Source organism: Cohnella sp. GCM10027633, from assembly GCF_042675445.1.
Classification (GTDB): Bacteria; Bacillota; Bacilli; order Paenibacillales; family Paenibacillaceae; genus Cohnella.
On the sequence record NZ_JBHTGV010000011.1, the window covers coordinates 94265 to 110869 of the forward strand.

The 16605-nt window shown below is 62.4% G+C and carries 14 protein-coding genes; 4 read left to right on the top strand and 10 right to left on the bottom strand.

What is annotated here, in order from left to right:
• Nucleotides 1–56: 56 nt before the first annotated feature.
• From ACFQZG_RS21035 to ACFQZG_RS21065, 7 genes are all read right to left on the bottom strand, one after another.
• Nucleotides 57–548, bottom strand: a complete 492-nt coding sequence (locus tag ACFQZG_RS21035) for a hypothetical protein (protein ID WP_378156096.1) — start codon at nucleotides 546–548, stop codon at nucleotides 57–59.
• A gap of 99 nt (nucleotides 549–647) precedes the next feature.
• Complete coding sequence (locus tag ACFQZG_RS21040) at nucleotides 648–1484, bottom strand: CheR family methyltransferase (RefSeq protein WP_378156098.1); 837 nt, start codon at nucleotides 1482–1484, stop codon at nucleotides 648–650.
• Nucleotides 1481–5131, bottom strand: coding sequence for a response regulator (locus tag ACFQZG_RS21045; RefSeq protein ID WP_378156100.1), 3651 nt, complete (start codon nucleotides 5129–5131; stop codon nucleotides 1481–1483). The genes ACFQZG_RS21040 and ACFQZG_RS21045 overlap by 4 nt, the downstream gene beginning before the upstream one ends.
• Entirely contained in the window at nucleotides 5121–6287 is a 1167-nt protein-coding gene (locus ACFQZG_RS21050) for a PP2C family protein-serine/threonine phosphatase (protein ID WP_378156101.1), read from the bottom strand. The genes ACFQZG_RS21045 and ACFQZG_RS21050 overlap by 11 nt, the downstream gene beginning before the upstream one ends.
• Before the next feature lie 134 nt (nucleotides 6288–6421).
• Nucleotides 6422–6745, bottom strand: coding sequence for a YflT domain-containing protein (locus tag ACFQZG_RS21055; RefSeq protein WP_378156102.1), 324 nt, complete (start codon nucleotides 6743–6745; stop codon nucleotides 6422–6424).
• A gap of 62 nt (nucleotides 6746–6807) precedes the next feature.
• Nucleotides 6808–7320 (bottom strand): hypothetical protein, encoded by a 513-nt coding sequence (locus tag ACFQZG_RS21060; protein WP_378156104.1) that lies wholly within the window; start codon nucleotides 7318–7320, stop codon nucleotides 6808–6810.
• Between the two features lie 2 nt (nucleotides 7321–7322).
• The gene (locus ACFQZG_RS21065) at nucleotides 7323–7802 is read right to left on the bottom strand and encodes a DUF948 domain-containing protein (protein ID WP_378156105.1); all 480 of its coding nucleotides are present in this window, start codon (nucleotides 7800–7802) and stop codon (nucleotides 7323–7325) included.
• A gap of 159 nt (nucleotides 7803–7961) precedes the next feature.
• Here ACFQZG_RS21065 and ACFQZG_RS21070 point away from each other — a divergent pair, with 159 nt between their 5' ends.
• The 4 genes from ACFQZG_RS21070 to ACFQZG_RS21085 all read left to right on the top strand — a co-directional run bounded on the left by ACFQZG_RS21070 (nucleotide 7962) and on the right by ACFQZG_RS21085 (nucleotide 11839).
• The gene (locus ACFQZG_RS21070; protein WP_378156107.1) at nucleotides 7962–8123 is read left to right on the top strand and encodes a DUF1328 domain-containing protein; all 162 of its coding nucleotides are present in this window, start codon (nucleotides 7962–7964) and stop codon (nucleotides 8121–8123) included.
• Between the two features lie 260 nt (nucleotides 8124–8383).
• Complete coding sequence (locus tag ACFQZG_RS21075) at nucleotides 8384–9427, top strand: nucleotidyltransferase family protein (RefSeq protein ID WP_378156109.1); 1044 nt, start codon at nucleotides 8384–8386, stop codon at nucleotides 9425–9427.
• Nucleotides 9424–10608, top strand: coding sequence for a glycosyltransferase (locus ACFQZG_RS21080; RefSeq protein ID WP_378156111.1), 1185 nt, complete (start codon nucleotides 9424–9426; stop codon nucleotides 10606–10608). Before ACFQZG_RS21075 ends, ACFQZG_RS21080 begins: the two co-directional genes overlap by 4 nt.
• A complete protein-coding gene (locus ACFQZG_RS21085; protein ID WP_378156113.1) occupies nucleotides 10598–11839 on the top strand; it encodes a hypothetical protein in 1242 nt (413 codons plus the stop codon). Before ACFQZG_RS21080 ends, ACFQZG_RS21085 begins: the two co-directional genes overlap by 11 nt.
• 69 nt (nucleotides 11840–11908) lie before the next feature.
• On the opposite strand, the gene ACFQZG_RS21090 is transcribed toward ACFQZG_RS21085, so the two are convergent.
• From ACFQZG_RS21090 to ACFQZG_RS21100, 3 genes are all read right to left on the bottom strand, one after another.
• Nucleotides 11909–12787 (bottom strand): RluA family pseudouridine synthase, encoded by an 879-nt coding sequence (locus tag ACFQZG_RS21090; protein WP_378156114.1) that lies wholly within the window; start codon nucleotides 12785–12787, stop codon nucleotides 11909–11911.
• The gene (locus ACFQZG_RS21095; RefSeq protein WP_378156116.1) at nucleotides 12784–13218 is read right to left on the bottom strand and encodes a hypothetical protein; all 435 of its coding nucleotides are present in this window, start codon (nucleotides 13216–13218) and stop codon (nucleotides 12784–12786) included. The genes ACFQZG_RS21090 and ACFQZG_RS21095 overlap by 4 nt, the downstream gene beginning before the upstream one ends.
• A 306-nt stretch (nucleotides 13219–13524) precedes the next feature.
• Nucleotides 13525–16578 (bottom strand): cyclic nucleotide-binding domain-containing protein, encoded by a 3054-nt coding sequence (locus ACFQZG_RS21100; RefSeq protein WP_378156118.1) that lies wholly within the window; start codon nucleotides 16576–16578, stop codon nucleotides 13525–13527.
• Nucleotides 16579–16605: the final 27 nt, after the last annotated feature.

Below are 16605 nucleotides of genomic sequence, written 5' to 3' on the forward strand. Positions count from 1 at the left end.
ACGGCGAAGAGCTGCCGAGCCTTCAATCGCTGAAGGTTCGGCAGCTCTTCGTTCGTCTACGCTTCGCTGCGGCCGATCACGCTTGCGGCGCCGGCCCTGCCGAGCAGCGATTCGGCATTGATGCCCGCCTCCGTGTCGGCTACGAGCACGTAGGCGCCGTTCTCGATCGCCTTGGCGCAACGGTTAGCCGCGTCGTCCGGTATGCCCATCTCGCGCAGCAGCTCCGCGCTGCCCGGCACGTCGCCTTCGAAGCCGCCCGCAAGGACGACGCCGACCGGGCCCGGCCCGGTAGCCGATGCGCCGAGCGGGAACGCGGTCGTCTGCGCCAACGGCAAGAACGTGCTCTTGTCCGCTTCCTCGCTGCGCGTGATCTGGAGCTCGTACAGCTCTTCGATCCGAATGTCGCCGTCGGACGAAATTCTCGGCGCGCCTTCGCGGTTGTTCACGATCACCCGGATATCGTCCGGTTCGGCGCCCGCTTCGCGCAGCAGCCGGATAGCGTCGAGAACGCCTTCCTCGTTATCGAATATCGCGATGTTCTCCGTCATATCGCACCCTCCAATCGTTGTGTGCCCGATAAGGGCTTGCAACATTGGTATACCCCGATGACGAAGCTTTGAATCTGTTATGCCGCGATGCGGAGCGCTTCACCTCATCTTGCGGTAGATGCGCTGCTGCTCGTTCCAGGTATCGTATTTGCCCGCCATCGACGTGAAGGAGACCGACTCTTTGTCGCCGACGACGAGGAAGCCTTCGTGCGCGAGGCTGTCGTAGAACAACCGCTGCGCGCGATCTCTCAGTTGGGCGTTGAAGTAGATCATCACGTTGCGGCACAAGATCGCGTGAAATTCGTTGAACGACCCGTCGGTCGCCAGGTTATGGCTCGCGAACACGATGTTGTCGCGCAGCATCGGCTTGAGCGTGACGGTGCCATGATCGGAATCGTAGTAGTCCGAGAACGATTGCGTACCGCCCGCTTCATGATAATTGCGCGTGTATTGCTTCATCCGGTCGATCGGTATGACGCCGTCCTTCGCGCGTCTCAAGGCGCTCTCGTTGATATCCGTCGCGTAGATGCGCGTCCGCTCGAGCAAGTTCTCCTCTTGCAGCACGATCGCCATCGAGTACGCCTCTTCCCCCGTCGAACAGCCGGCGTGCCAGATTCGCGCGTACGGAAGCTGGCGCAGCGCCGGCACGACGTCCCGGCGGAACGACCGGAACATCGCGGGATCGCGGAACATCTCCGTCACGGGGATGACCATATCGCCGAGCAGGCGCCGGAACGCGTCCGGCTCGTGCAGCACTTGCTCCTGCAGCGCGGAGATGCTCGGAATATTCTCCAGCCGGATCCGATGCCAGATCCGGCGTCGGACGGAAGAAAAGGCGTAATTGCGGAAGTCGTAGCCGTACCTGCGATAGATGCCCTCGAGCAGCAGGGCGATCTCGATCTTCTCGAGCTCGCCGTCCGTCGTCCGTTCGCTCATCGATGCAGCCACACCCGCATCAAGGATAACAGCTGCTCCGTGTTGACCGGCTTCGTAATATAGTCGGAAGCGCCCGCTTCGATGCATTTGTTCCGATCGTCCTTCATCGCCTTGGCGGTAAGCGCGATGACGGGCAGCTTGCGCCATTCCGCGTGCTCGCGAATGCGCCGCATCGCTTCGTAGCCGTCCATCTCCGGCATCATGACGTCCATCAGCACGAGATCGATGTCCGGCCGCGCCTCCAGCTTCTCCAACGCTTCCTTTCCGTTCTCGGCGAAGACGACGCGCATGCCCCGGTGCTCGAGGACGCTGGACAAGGCGAATACGTTGCGCGCGTCGTCGTCCACGAGCAGAATGGTCTTGCCCTCGAACGTCGAGTTGCCCCGGGTCAGCTTCTTGAGCAAATCCCGCTTCTCCTCCGGCAGATCGGACTCGACCCGGTGAAGGAACAGCGTCGTCTCCTCGAGCAGCCGCTCCGGCGATCGCACGTCCTTGACCACGATCGACTCCGACAGCAGGCGCAGCCTGCGCGCGCTCTCTTCGTGATCGTCGCCTCCGCCGTAGACGATGATCGGCACGGCGTGCTGCGTATCCGAACCGCGGATGCGCGACAGGAACGATTCCGCCTCGTCCGCCGGCAACCCGCCGTCCAGCACGATGCAGTCGAAGACGCCGCCTTCGAGTTGTTCCCAAGCGCGGTTCGCGTCCGCGACGTCGACGACGTCCACGTCGTCGTGCGCGATGAGACGCTTCAAGCTTGCCCGGAGTCCCGCCTCGTGCGCGACGAGCAGCAGCCTTCTCGGGTGCCCGTCCAGCACCTTCTCGATGTTGGCGAATACGCGTTCCAGTTGCTCGCCGCTAGCCGGCTTCTGCACGTGATCGATGGCCCCCATGCGCAAGCCGTGCCGGGAAAATTCGGTGACGGAGACGACGTGTACCGGAATATGGCGCGTCCGGCCGTCGCTCTTGAGCTCCGCGAGTATCGACCAGCCGTCGGTTCCGGGCAGCTGGATATCGAGAATGACCGCGTCCGGCCCGACCGACCGGGCCAGCGACAGCCCGTCGTCGCCGCGAACGGCCACGACGGCCTTATAACCGCGCGCGCGGGCCATCTCGAGCAGCACCTTGGCGAACCGCACGTCGTCCTCGATGATGAGCAGCTTGCGATCTTCCGGAGAGAGCGAGCCGCGATCGTCCGTAACCGGAAGCGCATCCTCCGCCTTCACCGGCACGATCGGCGCGTAGGCACCGGCTACGGCCGCTTCCGTCGCGGCCGCCAACGGCGGCCGGCCGGCCTCGTTCAGCGACGAGAGCCTCTCCGGAACGACGAGCGTGAACACGCTGCCGCCGCCCGGACGATCCTCCAGATGAATCCACCCTTCGAGCAGATGCGCCAGCTCGCGGCTGATCGTCAGCCCGAGACCGGTCCCGCCGTACTTGCGGCTCGTCGTCCCGTCGGCCTGGCGGAACGCTTCGAAGACGAGCTCCCGCTTCTCCTCCGGAATGCCGATTCCCGTATCCGAGACCGACAACGCCACGTACGATACACCCGGTCTCGCTCCGTCCGCGCGCATCTCCGCCTCTCTCGGACGCCGAATGCGGACGGACACTTCGCCGGCCTCGGTGAACTTAAGCGCATTGGACATCAGATTGCGCATGATCTGCTTGATGCGATGGCCGTCGCTCCAGATCGCCTCCGGACCGGAGTCCTCCCGCTCGATCGACAGCGACAGCCGCTTCGCGTCGGCCATCGGCCCGAACTGCCCGCGCAGGAACGCCGCGATGTCTTCCATGACCATCCATTCCGGATGAATGTCCATCTTGCCGGCATCCATCTTCGACAAGTCCAAGATCTCGTCGATCATCTTCAGCAGATCGCTGCCGGACGTGTGGATCGTGCGCATATAGTCCTGCTGCTTGCCGGTCAAGTTCCCTTCGCGGTTCTCTACGAGGAACTCGGACAGAATAATCAGGCTGTTCAGCGGCGTGCGAAGCTCGTGCGACATGTTCGCGAGGAACTCCGACTTGTACTTGCTCGACAGCGCGAGCTGAATCGCCTGGCGCTCCAGCTCCCCGTTCGCTTGCGCGATCTGCCGGTTCTGCAACTCGACCCGCTGGACGTGCCTCTGCAGGTCGAGCGTCTTGACGGTCAGCTCCTGGTTCGCGTACTCCAGTTCCTCCTGTTGCTGCTGCAACCGCTGCTCGGATTGCTTCAGATCGTTCTGCTGCGCTTCGAGCTTGTCGTTCGTCTCGCGCAGCTCCTCCTGCTGGCATACGAGCTCCTCGGACTGAACCTGAAGCTCCTCGGTCATCGCCTGCGACTCCCGCAGCAGCTCCTCTACCCGTCGGCGGGACAGCATGTTGTTCAATACGGTGCCCAGCTTGTCGCACAGCAGCGCGAGCAACTGCGTGTTCTCTTCGTCGAAGCTCTTCACGGACGCCAGCTCGATCACGCCGATGACCGTATGGCCGCTGTAGATCGGCTGCACGACGAGAGCCCGGGGAGCGGCAGCGCCCAAGCCCGAGCCGACCTTGACGTAGTCGTCCGGCAGATCGCCGATCGCGATCGATCTGCCGTCCCGGTAACATTGTCCGATCAACCCTTCTCCCGCGCGGACGAACGCCGGAGCCGCGACGGGATCCGCCATGGCGGCGTAGGTCCCGGACAGCTCCAGATCGGCGCCGGACGTCAGCGGATCGTTCACGTACACGAGGCCGTAATTCGCGCCGAGAGCCGGAGCGAACTCTGAGATGAACAACTGCGCGGCCGCCTTCGCGTCGGAGCCCGCTTGCAGCAGCTCGGTCACTCTCGCCACTTCTCCGTTCACGCGAGATTGCCTCCGCTGCGCATCCGACAGCTCCCGCTCTCTCTCGTTCTTGCCGTGAAGATCGAGCGCGATCCGTTGGAACAGCTTCGCCAGCTCGCCGAGCTCGTCTTTCGACCCGATTTCGAAGCGGCCGAAGCTCTTCAGCCTTCCCTTCGCGAACCGGTCGGCCATCTTGCCGAGCAGGTTCAGACCGCTCGTAATGCTCGGGAATATCCAGAAGATGATCGCGATGCCCAGCAGCAAGCCGGACAGAATCAGTATCGCGACGATGCGCACGGAACGCGAGTATAGCTCCCTGGAGTCGCTCATCTCGTCCTTCATCGCGGTCTCCTGCAGCTTGACCACCTGGTCCATCGCATCGATGATCTGACGCTGCTCGTCCCTGAGCTTAGCGGTATACAGCTGCCTGGCGTCTTCCATCCGGTTGCCCGAGGCCAGCTCGATGAACTGCTTCAGCGAAGCCCCGTAAGACTCGGACAACGCCGTCAGTTGGTTCATTTCCGCCTTTTCGACATCGTCCAGCTTCAGCTTCGCCAATTCGTCGAATTGTCCCCAAGCGCTGGACAGCCGTTGCGAAATTTCGTCGATGCTCGCTTGCCGGACTTCCTCCCCGAGGATCATGTCGTTCATGAGCCTGGCGGCGGAGTTAATCTCCCCTCGAACGGCGAGGGCAAGCCGGACTTTCTCGAACCGATTATCGTAAAAATGGTTGATCGACTGGTTCATCTGGCTTAAGCGCTCGTATCCGAACGTCGTGATTCCGATCATGAGCAACAGCAAGAGGGCCATTCCGATCGTCAGTTTGGACTTAATTTTCATGCGTCGATCCTCCAGGCATCAATTGAAGCTTCACGAGACATCTGTCGTCGGATCGCCCGTCGAGCGGCATCGCCGCGATGAGCGCTTGCATGCGTCCGTCGTCGTCGAGATCCCTCCCCAAGTATGTCATGAGCTGTTCGATCTGCTTCTCGTCGTCTCCCTCGAACGGGCTCAGTATGCCGTCGGTGTACGCGTACAACGAGTCGCCTCGCCCGATCGGCATCGTTCTCGTCACGATCTCGGCTTGCTCGAACAGGCCGAGCGGCGGAGAGGTGACGGGGAGCATCTCGGCCAGCGGCTCGCCGCGGCGGAACAGCAGTCCCGGCGGATGGCCGGCGTTGGCGTATTCCAACGTGCCGCTGTCCGTATCCACCGTGAAATACAAGCCCGTGCAATAATATTGAATGAGTTCGTTCTCGCACTGCAGGCCCATGATTCTGCGGTTCAGCTCGCCGAACACGCGGCGGGGCGACCACAGCGAACGCATCGCTTCCTTCAAGATGGAGGCGATGAACATGCTGACGAGCGAAGAAGACAGCCCGTGCCCCATCGCGTCGATGACGGCGACCGCCCAGCGGCTGTCGTCGATCTTGTGCCAAGCGTACAAATCCCCGGCCAGCTCCTCGGATGCTTGGAAGCGCGCGCTGATTCGGACGTTGCCGTCCATCACAGGGTCGGGAAGCACCGACTCCTGCACTTGGCGGGCAAGCGTCAGCTCCTGCCTCATCCGGCTGTCCCGCTCTTTGTGCCAGTCGAGCTCCCGCTTCAGCTTCAACGCCGAGCGGATTCGCGCGAGCAGCTCTGTCTTGTTGATCGGCTTCGTGACGAAGTCGATCGCCCCCGCGTCGAGCGCCTCCGCGAGCTTATTCGAATCCCCGATCGCCGTCACCATGATGACCGGAATGTCCTTGTATCGGGCATCCCCCTGCAGCTTCCGGCACGCTTCGATGCCATCCATCTCCGGCATCATCAGGTCTAGCAATATGAGGTCGATCTTCGTCGTCGCGCCGCCTTGCCCGTCCGCCGAACGTTCCAGCGCGCCGAACATCTCCTTGGCGGAATAGACGGCGCCCAGCTCCTCGTAGCCCGCCCTTCGCAGCATCTCTTGGATGACCATTACGTTCATTGCGTTATCGTCCACGATAAGTACCGCCATCGTATCCTGCTCCTTCGATTCGATCGTCGCATGTATGCGCCATAGCCGGCGTATCCGCCAAGCAACAAACGCGAATAAGGAATGAGCGGCGGATCTTTCCGCCCTCATTCCTTATTCCCATATGCTCCTTGCCGTTAATGACGCGCCATGACCAGCACTTTGCCGGTATCCAGCTCCGATTCGTACCTGCCGGCTTCGTAAGTGCTGAAGCCCATCGACTCGATCTTGTTGCGAAGCTCGTCCCCTCTGCTGCGGAACAGATTCGCGATCGTATCGAACATGCCCTCCTCGGCCATCCCGACCTTGTTCGCGTCCGTCACGTCCGCGAGCCGGTCCGTCCTGTCCTTCTCGTGCGCAAGCACGTAGATTTCATCCTGCGCGTAACCCTGACGATGCAGGTCGTTCACGACGTCGACAGCTTCCAGTCCGTTATTCACTAGTCTAGCATAAGCTCTCATCGTTGTTCCCTCCTATAATTCGTCTACTCTTCCTATTAAACCGCGGATTCGCGGATGAAACATCAAGCCCCGCACGGTCCGTAGAATAAATCGATCGAAGCGATGCGCCCGGAACCGTCCTCGAAAACCTTCAACGCTTCTTCGCCTTTCATCACGCCCCACCCGTCGTCCGCGACGAACGCCGGCTTGCCGAGCGCTCGCTTAAGGTCGGCGTTCGTCAGCGGTACGTCGACCCCGTCGATGTTCGTCTCGCTCGATTTCCCCTTCGCTTGCACGAATTCGACCGCGCCTTCGCACAGTCCGACGGTGCTGCCGTTCGCGTACGTCCAATTCTCGCAACTATCGCGAAGAATATCCGGCTCCTTATCGGCGGGAGCGCCCCAAGCCGCCCGGACTTCGGCCGCCGTGTCGCCCAAGCCGACGCCTTCCAGCCGCCATCGTTCAACGGCGTTCTCCGCCGAAGGCGCCTGCGCCAGTACGGCCTGAACCGGCGCAGCCGCGGCCGGCAGCGGCGCGGCGGGCGCGCTTCCTCCGTTCGTAAGCGAGGAAAAGAGACAGAACCAGAATATCCACATCGTTAAATTTCCTCCTTAACATGCGAATGGGTACTCTCCTTTCTGCCTTGCCATTGTTCCTTGACGACCGTCGCGATTCGCGCGGCGAACGCCGTCTTCCGCAGCCACGAGGGAACCGGGCTATCGCCCGAGAGCGACGCGGCTTGCTTCCGGGCGGACATCGCCAACCCTTTGGCCGCCTCCCGAGCCGCCCCGGTCACTTCCCCGAGCACGACGCCGACGTCTTGAACGGCGTCGAACAGCGGATCGACCGACCTCAGCTTGCCCCGCACGTCTTCGGCGGCCGCGTTCACGCTCGCCGCCAGCTTCCCGACTTCGCCTTGCAGATCCTGCACGGTCTCCTTCACTTCCTGCATCGCGGACTGCGCGGTTCCGAGCGATCGTTGCGCGGCCCGGAGCAGCGCGATCAAGTAGCCGCATAATACGATGAAAGCGACGGCGACCGCCGCGACGCTCCATGCGATGATATCTTCGTTCGTCATAAGCGATCCTCCCTTTCCGAATGCCGTTCGTAATCATTCGTTACCCTTAGCCCCGCGTCCCGAAACAACGATTCAATCGCCGGAGGGCGGGGTAATGACGACCTATCACGGGGCCCGCCGCCAAGACGGGGCGACGCCCTCAGACTAGGAGGAGTTCATATGTTGCAATGGGCGCTTATTTTCTTCGTCGTCGCGATCGTCGCGGCCATCTTCGGATTCGGAGGCATCGTCAGCGCGGCCGCCGGTATCGCCAAAATCCTGTTTTTCATCTTCCTCATCATGTGCGTCATCTCTTTCTTCGCCGGAAGACGCCGAGCATAGGCGATTCGAAGCCTATTCCGTTTTCAAGTAATTGGAAGCATATTCCGTTTTCAGAAAAAGTATAAATCAAGTAATCGGACCATCGTCGTAGCGACCGGTCGCTTCCCATCGATATTGACGCTTCCCTGCGCCCAATCGCAACGGAGGCGTCGTTTTTTTATCGCGGAGGTGATTGAACAAGCAGGCAACAAGGGTAAAGGTTGTCATTCGATTATTCGGGGCAACCCGACAATTCATTTCAAACGGAGGTTGATTCCAACATGAAAGCATTGCTACTCGCCGGAGGACTCGGTACCAGACTTCGTCCGCTAACGGAACATCTTCCGAAGCCGATGGCGCTCGTCGGCAATCGACCTTGGCTGGAGCGTCTGTTGCTCGACTACAAAGAACAAGGGGTACGCGAATTCGTCGTCGCAGTCAAACATTACCGCGAGCTGATCGAGAGCCACCTCGGGGACGGCTCCAAGTACGGCGTCCGCATCGACTACGCGGTAGAGAAAGAGCTGCTGGGGACGGCCGGCGCGATCAAGAACGCGGAGCATCTGCTCGGCGATCGGTTCATCGTCGTCAACGCGGACATCGTCCATAAGGCGGACCTCGCGTCCGCTATCGCTTTCCACGAACGGCACGGCGGCGCGGCGACGATCTGCCTGACCGAGGTCGAAGACCCGTCGCACTACGGCGTCGTGGAACAATCGGATAACGGGCGAATCATGCGCTTCATCGAGAAGCCGAAGAAGGAAGAAGCACCCTCGAACCGGATCAACGCGGGCATTTACATCATGGAACGCAGGGCGCTCGACTTCGTGCCGACCGGCAGGCCGGTATCGATCGAGCAGGAAACGTTCCCGCTGCTGATCGAGAACGGCAGCGGCGTATACGGCCATCCGCTCGGCGGCTATTGGATCGACATGGGCACGAAGGAGCGTTATCGCCAGCTGCACTGGGATTTGCTCGACCGCCGGTTCCCGCAAGGCATCGACGGTAACGACATGGACAACGCGGGCATCTGGATCGGCTCTAACGTCCGCATCGGCCAAGGCGTCCTGTTCGTCCCGCCCGTCATGATCGGAGACGACGTGACGATCGGGGACCGCGCGATCATCGGCCCTTACGCCGTCGTAGGCAAGGGCAGCCGAATCGGCAATCAAGCTCGCTTGTCCCATTCGATTCTGTGGGACCGTTGCAAAGTCCGCGCCGGCGCGCAGTTGAACGCGTGCATTTTCGGCTCCGGCATGCAGGTCGGTCCGCACATTCTGCACGAAGCCGTATGCAATCGTAACCTGGAGGTGCAACGCCGATGATTAACCGTTATCCCCATATCGCCTACGTCAGTACTTACGTTCCGAAGAGGTGCGGCCTCGCCACGTATACCCACCATCTGCGAGACGCCATCGCCTTCGCGAAAGGCTATCCTCAAGCCGAGGATCCCGTCGTAACGATGTGCAATCCGGACGAACGCCAGGAATACGCGGAGTCGTGGATGATGCCGCTCTCGAAGCAGGATCCGGACGATTACCGCGCCGTCGCCGATCTGATCAACAATAGTCCCGTCGACGTCGTGTCGCTGCAGCACGAGTTCGGGATTTTCGGCGGGGAGGGCGGCAATTACGCGCTCGAACTGCTGAAGCGCCTTCGCAAGCCGGTCGTGACGACGTTCCATACCGTGTTCGAGACCCCCGTCGCCCCGTACGCGGACGTTCAGAAGGAGATCGCGAAGTGGAGCGACCATATTCTCGTCATGAACCGCAAGGGCATCGGGTATTTGCGCGATGGGCTCGACGTGCCGGAGGGCAAAATCTCGTTCGTGCCGCACGGCGCGCCCGTTCCTAACCGCGCCGATCGCGCCCAGGTACGCCTGGAGGCGGGCTGGGAGCATCGCAAGGTGCTGTTCACGTTCGGCTTGCTCGGGCGCAGCAAAGGAATCGAGCTCGCGCTCCGCGCGTTAAGCGACGCCGTTAAGGCCGTGCCGGAGCTGCTGTACGTCATCGCGGGCCAGACGCACCCGGAGGTGCGCAAGCACGAAGGCGAAGCGTACCGCGACGAATTGAAGGCGCTTGTTCGGGAGCTCGGCCTCGAGCACCACGTCGTCTGGATCGACCGCTACGTGCCGGAGGACCAGCTCGTCTCGCTCATCTCCGCGTGCGACCTGTACGTCACTCCTTACCCGGGGATGGCGCAGATCACGAGCGGCACGCTCGCCTACGCCGCGGGACTAGGACGGCCGATTCTGTCCACCCCGTACGCGTACGCCAAAGATCTCGTGCAGGGACACGAAGAGATGCTGCTTCCGTTCGGCGACCCCGAAGCGTGGGGACGCAAGCTCATCGAGCTGTTCACCTATCCGGGCATGCTGTCGCGGTGGGAACGCGCGATGGCCGACATCGGAAGAGGCATGCATTGGCCGCAAGTCGGGGCGCAGCATTTGCGGTTGTTCGAGCAAGTCATCCTTCAACGCCGAGGCGGCATTGCCGATGTCGTGTGAGAGAGAGCCTTCGGCGGCTCGCCTCGCGGCGCCATCGTTCGTTCACCTGCGCCGGCTGACGGACGATACCGGATTGCTCGAGCACGCGCTCGGCCGCATACCGAGGCGCAAAGAAGGCTACACCGCCGACGATAACGCGCGCGCGCTGTGGACGGTTACCGAATGGCTATCGTCGCCTTCCGGCGACGACGTTCCCTCGGAAGAACTGTCACGGTTAGCCGACGTCTATCTCGCGTACTTATTGTGGAGCCAAGATGACGACGGGTGGATACACAACAACATCGCCTACGACCGTTCTCCGGAGCCGGAAGAGCGATCCCACGATTGCCAGGGCCGCTCGTTCTGGGCGTGCGCGGACGCTTGGGTGAGGCTATCCCTTCCGGTCAGGGAGACGGCGAGAGCGATCGTGGAACGCGCGATGCCGACGCTCCGGAGCATCGATTCGCACCGGGGGCAGGCGTTCGCGATGGCCGCGTGCGCGCACTTGCTGGAGGCTGGGGGCCGCGGCGACATCGACTTGCCCGGCGACGTCCGGGGCGAACTGGCCTATCATCTCGATCGGTTCGAAGGGATACTGACGCGCGCGTTCGAAACGTTCGACGACGGATCGAAGTGGAGATGGTTCGAGCCGGCGATGACTTACGGCAACGGCGTGCTCCCTTGGGCGATGCTGCGCGCGTACCGGTATACCCGCTGCTCGGAAACGATGCGGGCGGGGCTCGCGAGCCTCGGGTTCCTGCTCGGGCGAATGACCGCCGACGAAGGCTGGCTGCGTCCGATCGGCAACGAAAGCTGGTGCACGAAAGAAGGCTCCGGCTACTGGGATCAGCAGCCGCTGGAGACGTTCAAGCTCGCGCTCGCGCTGGAGGAAGCCGCGCTCGTCGTACCGACGGCGGCTCCCGACTCTCGAGCGGTGCTGGTCGGCAGCTTCGCGGCGACCGCCATGCGGGAAGGCGTTCCTCCGCTCGTCGGCACGGGCGGCGACGATGGCGACCGTCGCTTGCGGCATATCGCTCATCCGCACGAGCTTTCGCCCGAGCGCTACCGCGCCTTGCGCGATCTGTGCAGGGAATGGTACTTCGGCTTCAACGACCTCGGCGCCCCGCTCGTCGACCCGTCAGACGGCAGCTGCTGCGACGGGCTGACGCGCTACGGTCCGAACGTGAACTGCGGCGCCGAATCGACGCTGTCGTATTTGATGACGGCGGCGTTGTGCAGGCGAGGGGAATAGGCGGTTGGAAATAAACGCAAACAAGCGGCCCCCATTGAGGGGCCGCTTGAACGTTAACCGAACATGATTTTACTCGTGTCTCACTCGGTTTAAGGCTTCGTTGAAATCGTCCGGCAACGGCGCGCGCACCGATTGCTTCTCTCCCGTCCACGGATGGCTCCAGATGAGCTGCTCGCCGTGAAGAGCCTGGCGGGACATGACGCCGCGCGATCCGCCGTACATGCCGTCGCCCGCAAGCGGGTGATTGATCGAAGACATATGGACCCGGATCTGATGCGTCCGCCCTGTCTCGAGCCGCAGCCGCACGAGCGTATGATCGCGAAGCCTCTCGACGACTTCGAAATGCGTCACCGCCGGTTCGCCCGTATCGCTCACGCGACGCCGGGTCGAATGATGCCGGTCTTGACCGATCGGCTTGTCGATCTTGCCCTTGTTGCCTTCCACGTAGCCTTCCGCCAGCGCCACGTACAGCCGCTCGATCTTCTTCTCCCGCATCGCCTTATCGTATTGATAGTGGGCGAACTCGTTCTTGGCGTAGAGGACGGGGCCGGTCGTATCCTTGTCGATGCGGTGAATGTGACGTACCCGAATGTCCTGTCCGGACATCTCGTAATACGCGGCTACCGCATGCGCCAGCGTCTTGCGCTGCCCGTGCTCGCTCGGATGCACCTCGATGCCCGCGGGCTTATTCACGACGAGCGTGAACTCGTCCTCGTAGAGAATGTTCAGATCCATCCAATCCGGCGGAAAATCGCGCTGCTCACGAGGGAACAGGTGCAGCCGCAAGTTCGGTCCCTGCAGCAGCAACCCGCGCGTTTGAAGCAGCTTCGAGATGTGTTTCGGCGGCAGCGGCAAGTGCGCCGTCACCTTATGCATCGGGGCGCCGACGAGGAAGTCCGGCAGCCGGATTTCCATCCATTCGCCCTTGATCCGCCCCATCTTGATCATGGCAGACGGATCGACCCGCGGAGCCGGCGCGGCCGAACGGATCGGACCCGCGCCGCGCGGCTCTCTCGGCGGAACTCCGCGACCGGCGCCTTCCTTGCGGCCGCCGCGGAACGCTTCGTTGCTTGCCCCGCGCGCCGAGCCGTCGTTCCGGCTCCCCCGGGCTGAGGTATCTCCGCGGACGCCGCGACCAGCGTTCTCTTGCCGAGCGCCGTAACCCGCTTCGGCGCCGCTTCTCCGTCCCGCTCGTTCGTCGCGTCCACCTCTTGCCGGCGCTTCTCCGCGTCCGACTCTTGCCTGAGCTTCCCCGCGACCGTCGCGCCCCGCGCTCTCGTAGCGTCCGGGACGCGAGTCGCCGCGTCCTCCGCGGCCCGCGTTGCCGCCCCCGCGTCCGCTTCGGCCGGTCCCGCCCGACCTTCCTCTGCCTGCTCCACTCATCCGATCGTACCTCCGAATCTTCCCGTGCAGGCCCGGCGTTGCCGAGCCGAATCAACGAACAATATACGGGAACGCCTCGCCTTTGTCAAACGCGCCGCGTTCCGGCGATTTAGCGACGTGACGCAGCGTTATTCGGCGCGCGAACGCCGTTCCGGCGATTTAACGCCATGACATAACGCTATACGGCGCGCGAACGCCGTTCCGACGATTTAACGCCATGACACAGCGTTATTCGGTGCGCGAACGCCGCTCCGTCGATTTAACGCCGTGACACGGCGTTATTCGGCGAGCAACGTCACTCCCTACGAATCGATCTTCATCATCATCTCTTCGAGCAGCCGCACCCGCGCGAGCGAAGCTCTGAGCAAGCCGATGCCGATCTCCGGATACAGCCGCACGAGCCTCGTAATCTCTTCCCGCTCGATCGCGAGCGCGTGAACTTCGCCGAAGAACGCTTGCGCGGTTACCGACGACGCGGATTCGTCCAGCGCCGAAGTCGCGCCGCACACGTCGCCCGGGGCGAGGACGCCGAGCGTCCCTTCCCAGCCTGCGGCGGACACGCTCGTCAGCTCGACGTTGCCGTCGATGACGACGTACATCTCCGAATTCGCCTGCCCGCGCTCGAGCAGCTTGTCGCCGTCCCCGAACCGACGCTCCGTCGCCACGGCAGCGATCAACCCGAGCTCCTCCAGCGTGAGATCCGCGAAGAAAGGAACCTTCTTGAGGAACACGACCTTCTTCAGCCTTCCGAGCATCCCTTGTTCTTCCTGCATCGTCCCCCGCTCCTCCCCGGCCGCCCATTCGGCAGCCATCTCGCGCCACCAATCATCCGGCGAACGCTTGCAAGCCTCGACCGCTTCCCTCGCCGCTTCCTCCGTCATCGCGCCGTGCGCGTCATCGTCCGCTTGCAGCGCGGAAGCCAGCTTCTGCGACAACCGCCTCTCGCCGATCCCTTCGGCGAGCACTTCCAAGCCGCCGCTTCGCGTCTCCTCGTCGGCGTCCGCGATCGAAGTACGAATCGCGGTAACGACCTGATCGTCCGTCAGCCGCTCCAGAATGCCCCAGCAGCCGCCGTACACCGTCGTCCGCAAATCGCGCTGCCGCATCGTCGCCAGCTCCGCCAGATCGGCGCGTCCGAGCACCCGGAACGCCGCAGCCATTCTCGCCGACGATTCCAGCTCGCCCAGCTTCGCCGTCGCTTGCTCGGACAGCCAGCCGCGCACGTCCGCGTCCGGAAGCAGCCGGGAGAGAACGATAACGGAAGCTTGCCACGTCTTAGGCGGAGCGGCTTCGACCTTCGTCCTAAGCAAGTCGATTACCCGGTCGCCTATATCGGCGAGAGCGGAGATCGATGCCCGGTAAAGCTCCTGATCCGCCGTCTCCAGCCTTCCGTAGACGATCTTGGCCACCTGAGCGCGACCTAGCAAACCCAAGCATGCCGTGGCCGCCACGCGCACCGAAGGACGCGAGTCGTCCAGCAGCTTCTCTACGTCCGTCGCGAACGCGTCCAAGCGAAGCTCGGCGATGACCCGGCAGCCGTGCACGGCCGACTCGCCTCCCGCCTTGAGCATTTGCGCGACGGCTTCGTTGCAGGCTTCGTAGCTTTGCGCGCTTTGGAGCGAATACATCGCTTTGACCGCTTCCGCGACGACCATCGGCTCCGAGTCGAGCAGCTTCATTCGCAGGAAGAAGAAAGCCTGAGCGGGCATGTGCTTCATCTGCGCGATCTTGTGCACGACGATCGCCCGTACTTCCTGCTCGGGATCTTCCAGCAAGGAAGCGACTCGCGCCATCGCTCCGATATCCGCCGACGACATGTTCATCGCCTTAAGCGCTGCGGTACGGACTTTGGCGTTGTCCTCGTCCAGCAGATTCAGCAGCTCGGGAAGGAACTTCGCGTCCGGCGCGTGGCCGATAATATGCAGCGCGACTTCCTTCGCGTCCGCGCCGTCTTGGCGAAGCATCGCGTGAATCGTCTTCATGACGCGCGGATTGCGCAGTATCTCCTGCAACGACTCCGAAGCGTCCCGTTCGGTTAACGCGAGCACGTGAACGCTCCGCACCAATTCCTTCATGTAGAGCTGTCGGACGGTCCAAGAGAGCGCCACGAGCACGACCGCTCCGCACGTGCCGACGGCCGCCAGCGCCGGGAATCCCCACCCGAGTCCGGTATGAAGCGCCTGCAGCCCCGCGCCGAGCAGGATGCCGGCGAACGTCGCGATGCCTTGCGCGACGTAACGGAAGCCGTCTCGCTGCTGGAGGGGCAATATTTTATAGAACAGCTGGTAAGAAGGCTCAGCGGAGTAATAGATCAGCAAGTACGTCAGCATGTACCCGCCGGCGACCGCGGCCATCGCGACCGGCGAACCGAGCAGCGTCCATGCGCCGACGAACGCCAGCGCGTACACGGCGGATATCGCGGTGAGCATGCTGCTGGCGCCAAGCCATGCCATCAGCTTGCCGGACACGAGCTGCAGCAAGAACGCGAGCGCGAACAAGATGGTCGTCACGACGCCGAACATGCGGCCGAACTCCGCTTCGTCCGGATACGCGGTGTGCGCGGTGTTCAAGAAGATGAACTCCATCAGGAAATAGAGCGCCGGCATGACCAGCATGAGCCCGAGAACGCTAAGCAGGAACGGCGAACGCAGCGTCCGGCGGAAATAGTCCATGGAAGACAAGCTGTCCGTCTCCGCATCCGCAGCCTTCGATGCCTTCAGCGCCAACGGCACGAGATACACCGCGATCGCCTTGCGATAGTTGAATGCCGCCGCGAGCAAGAACGCGGGGCCGAGCACGTAGACGATGTCCGGACCGAGCCACGGGCTGATCAACTGCGTGATTAACCCCGCCGCCATGCCGCCCAGCGTCGCTCCGCCGACGAACAACGGCATGAGCCTTTTCGCCTGTTGCGTCGGGCACAGGTCGACCGCCAAGCTCCAGAGCAATATCGTCTGTTGGCGGACGACGAAGTTAGAGGAGAGGAACAGGATCGGATAATACCATCGCAAGTCCTCTCCCGTTATTCGCAGACCGAGCAGCATCGCCGCGTTGGCGAGCACGATGCCCGTCATGATCGCGTACATCGCGCGCATGAGAGCAGGCTTGGACAGCCTGCCCGCCAGCCAAGTCATGAACCAAGCTTCGAACGGCAAGACGATCGCTTCCGCGACGTAGATATATGGCATATATGCGCTGCCGAACCGTTGGTTGAACAGCGTCATGAAGCCGTTATAGTTAAGCGCTTCGGCGATGCCGCAGATGAGGAATACGGGCCCCATCAACCATAGCTTCCGCCAGTCCTCCGCCTTCAAGCCGAGACGTCGGCTCCATCGATCCTTCAGCATGCTACTCATCGCTTTCTTCCTAGGTGATAGATTGAT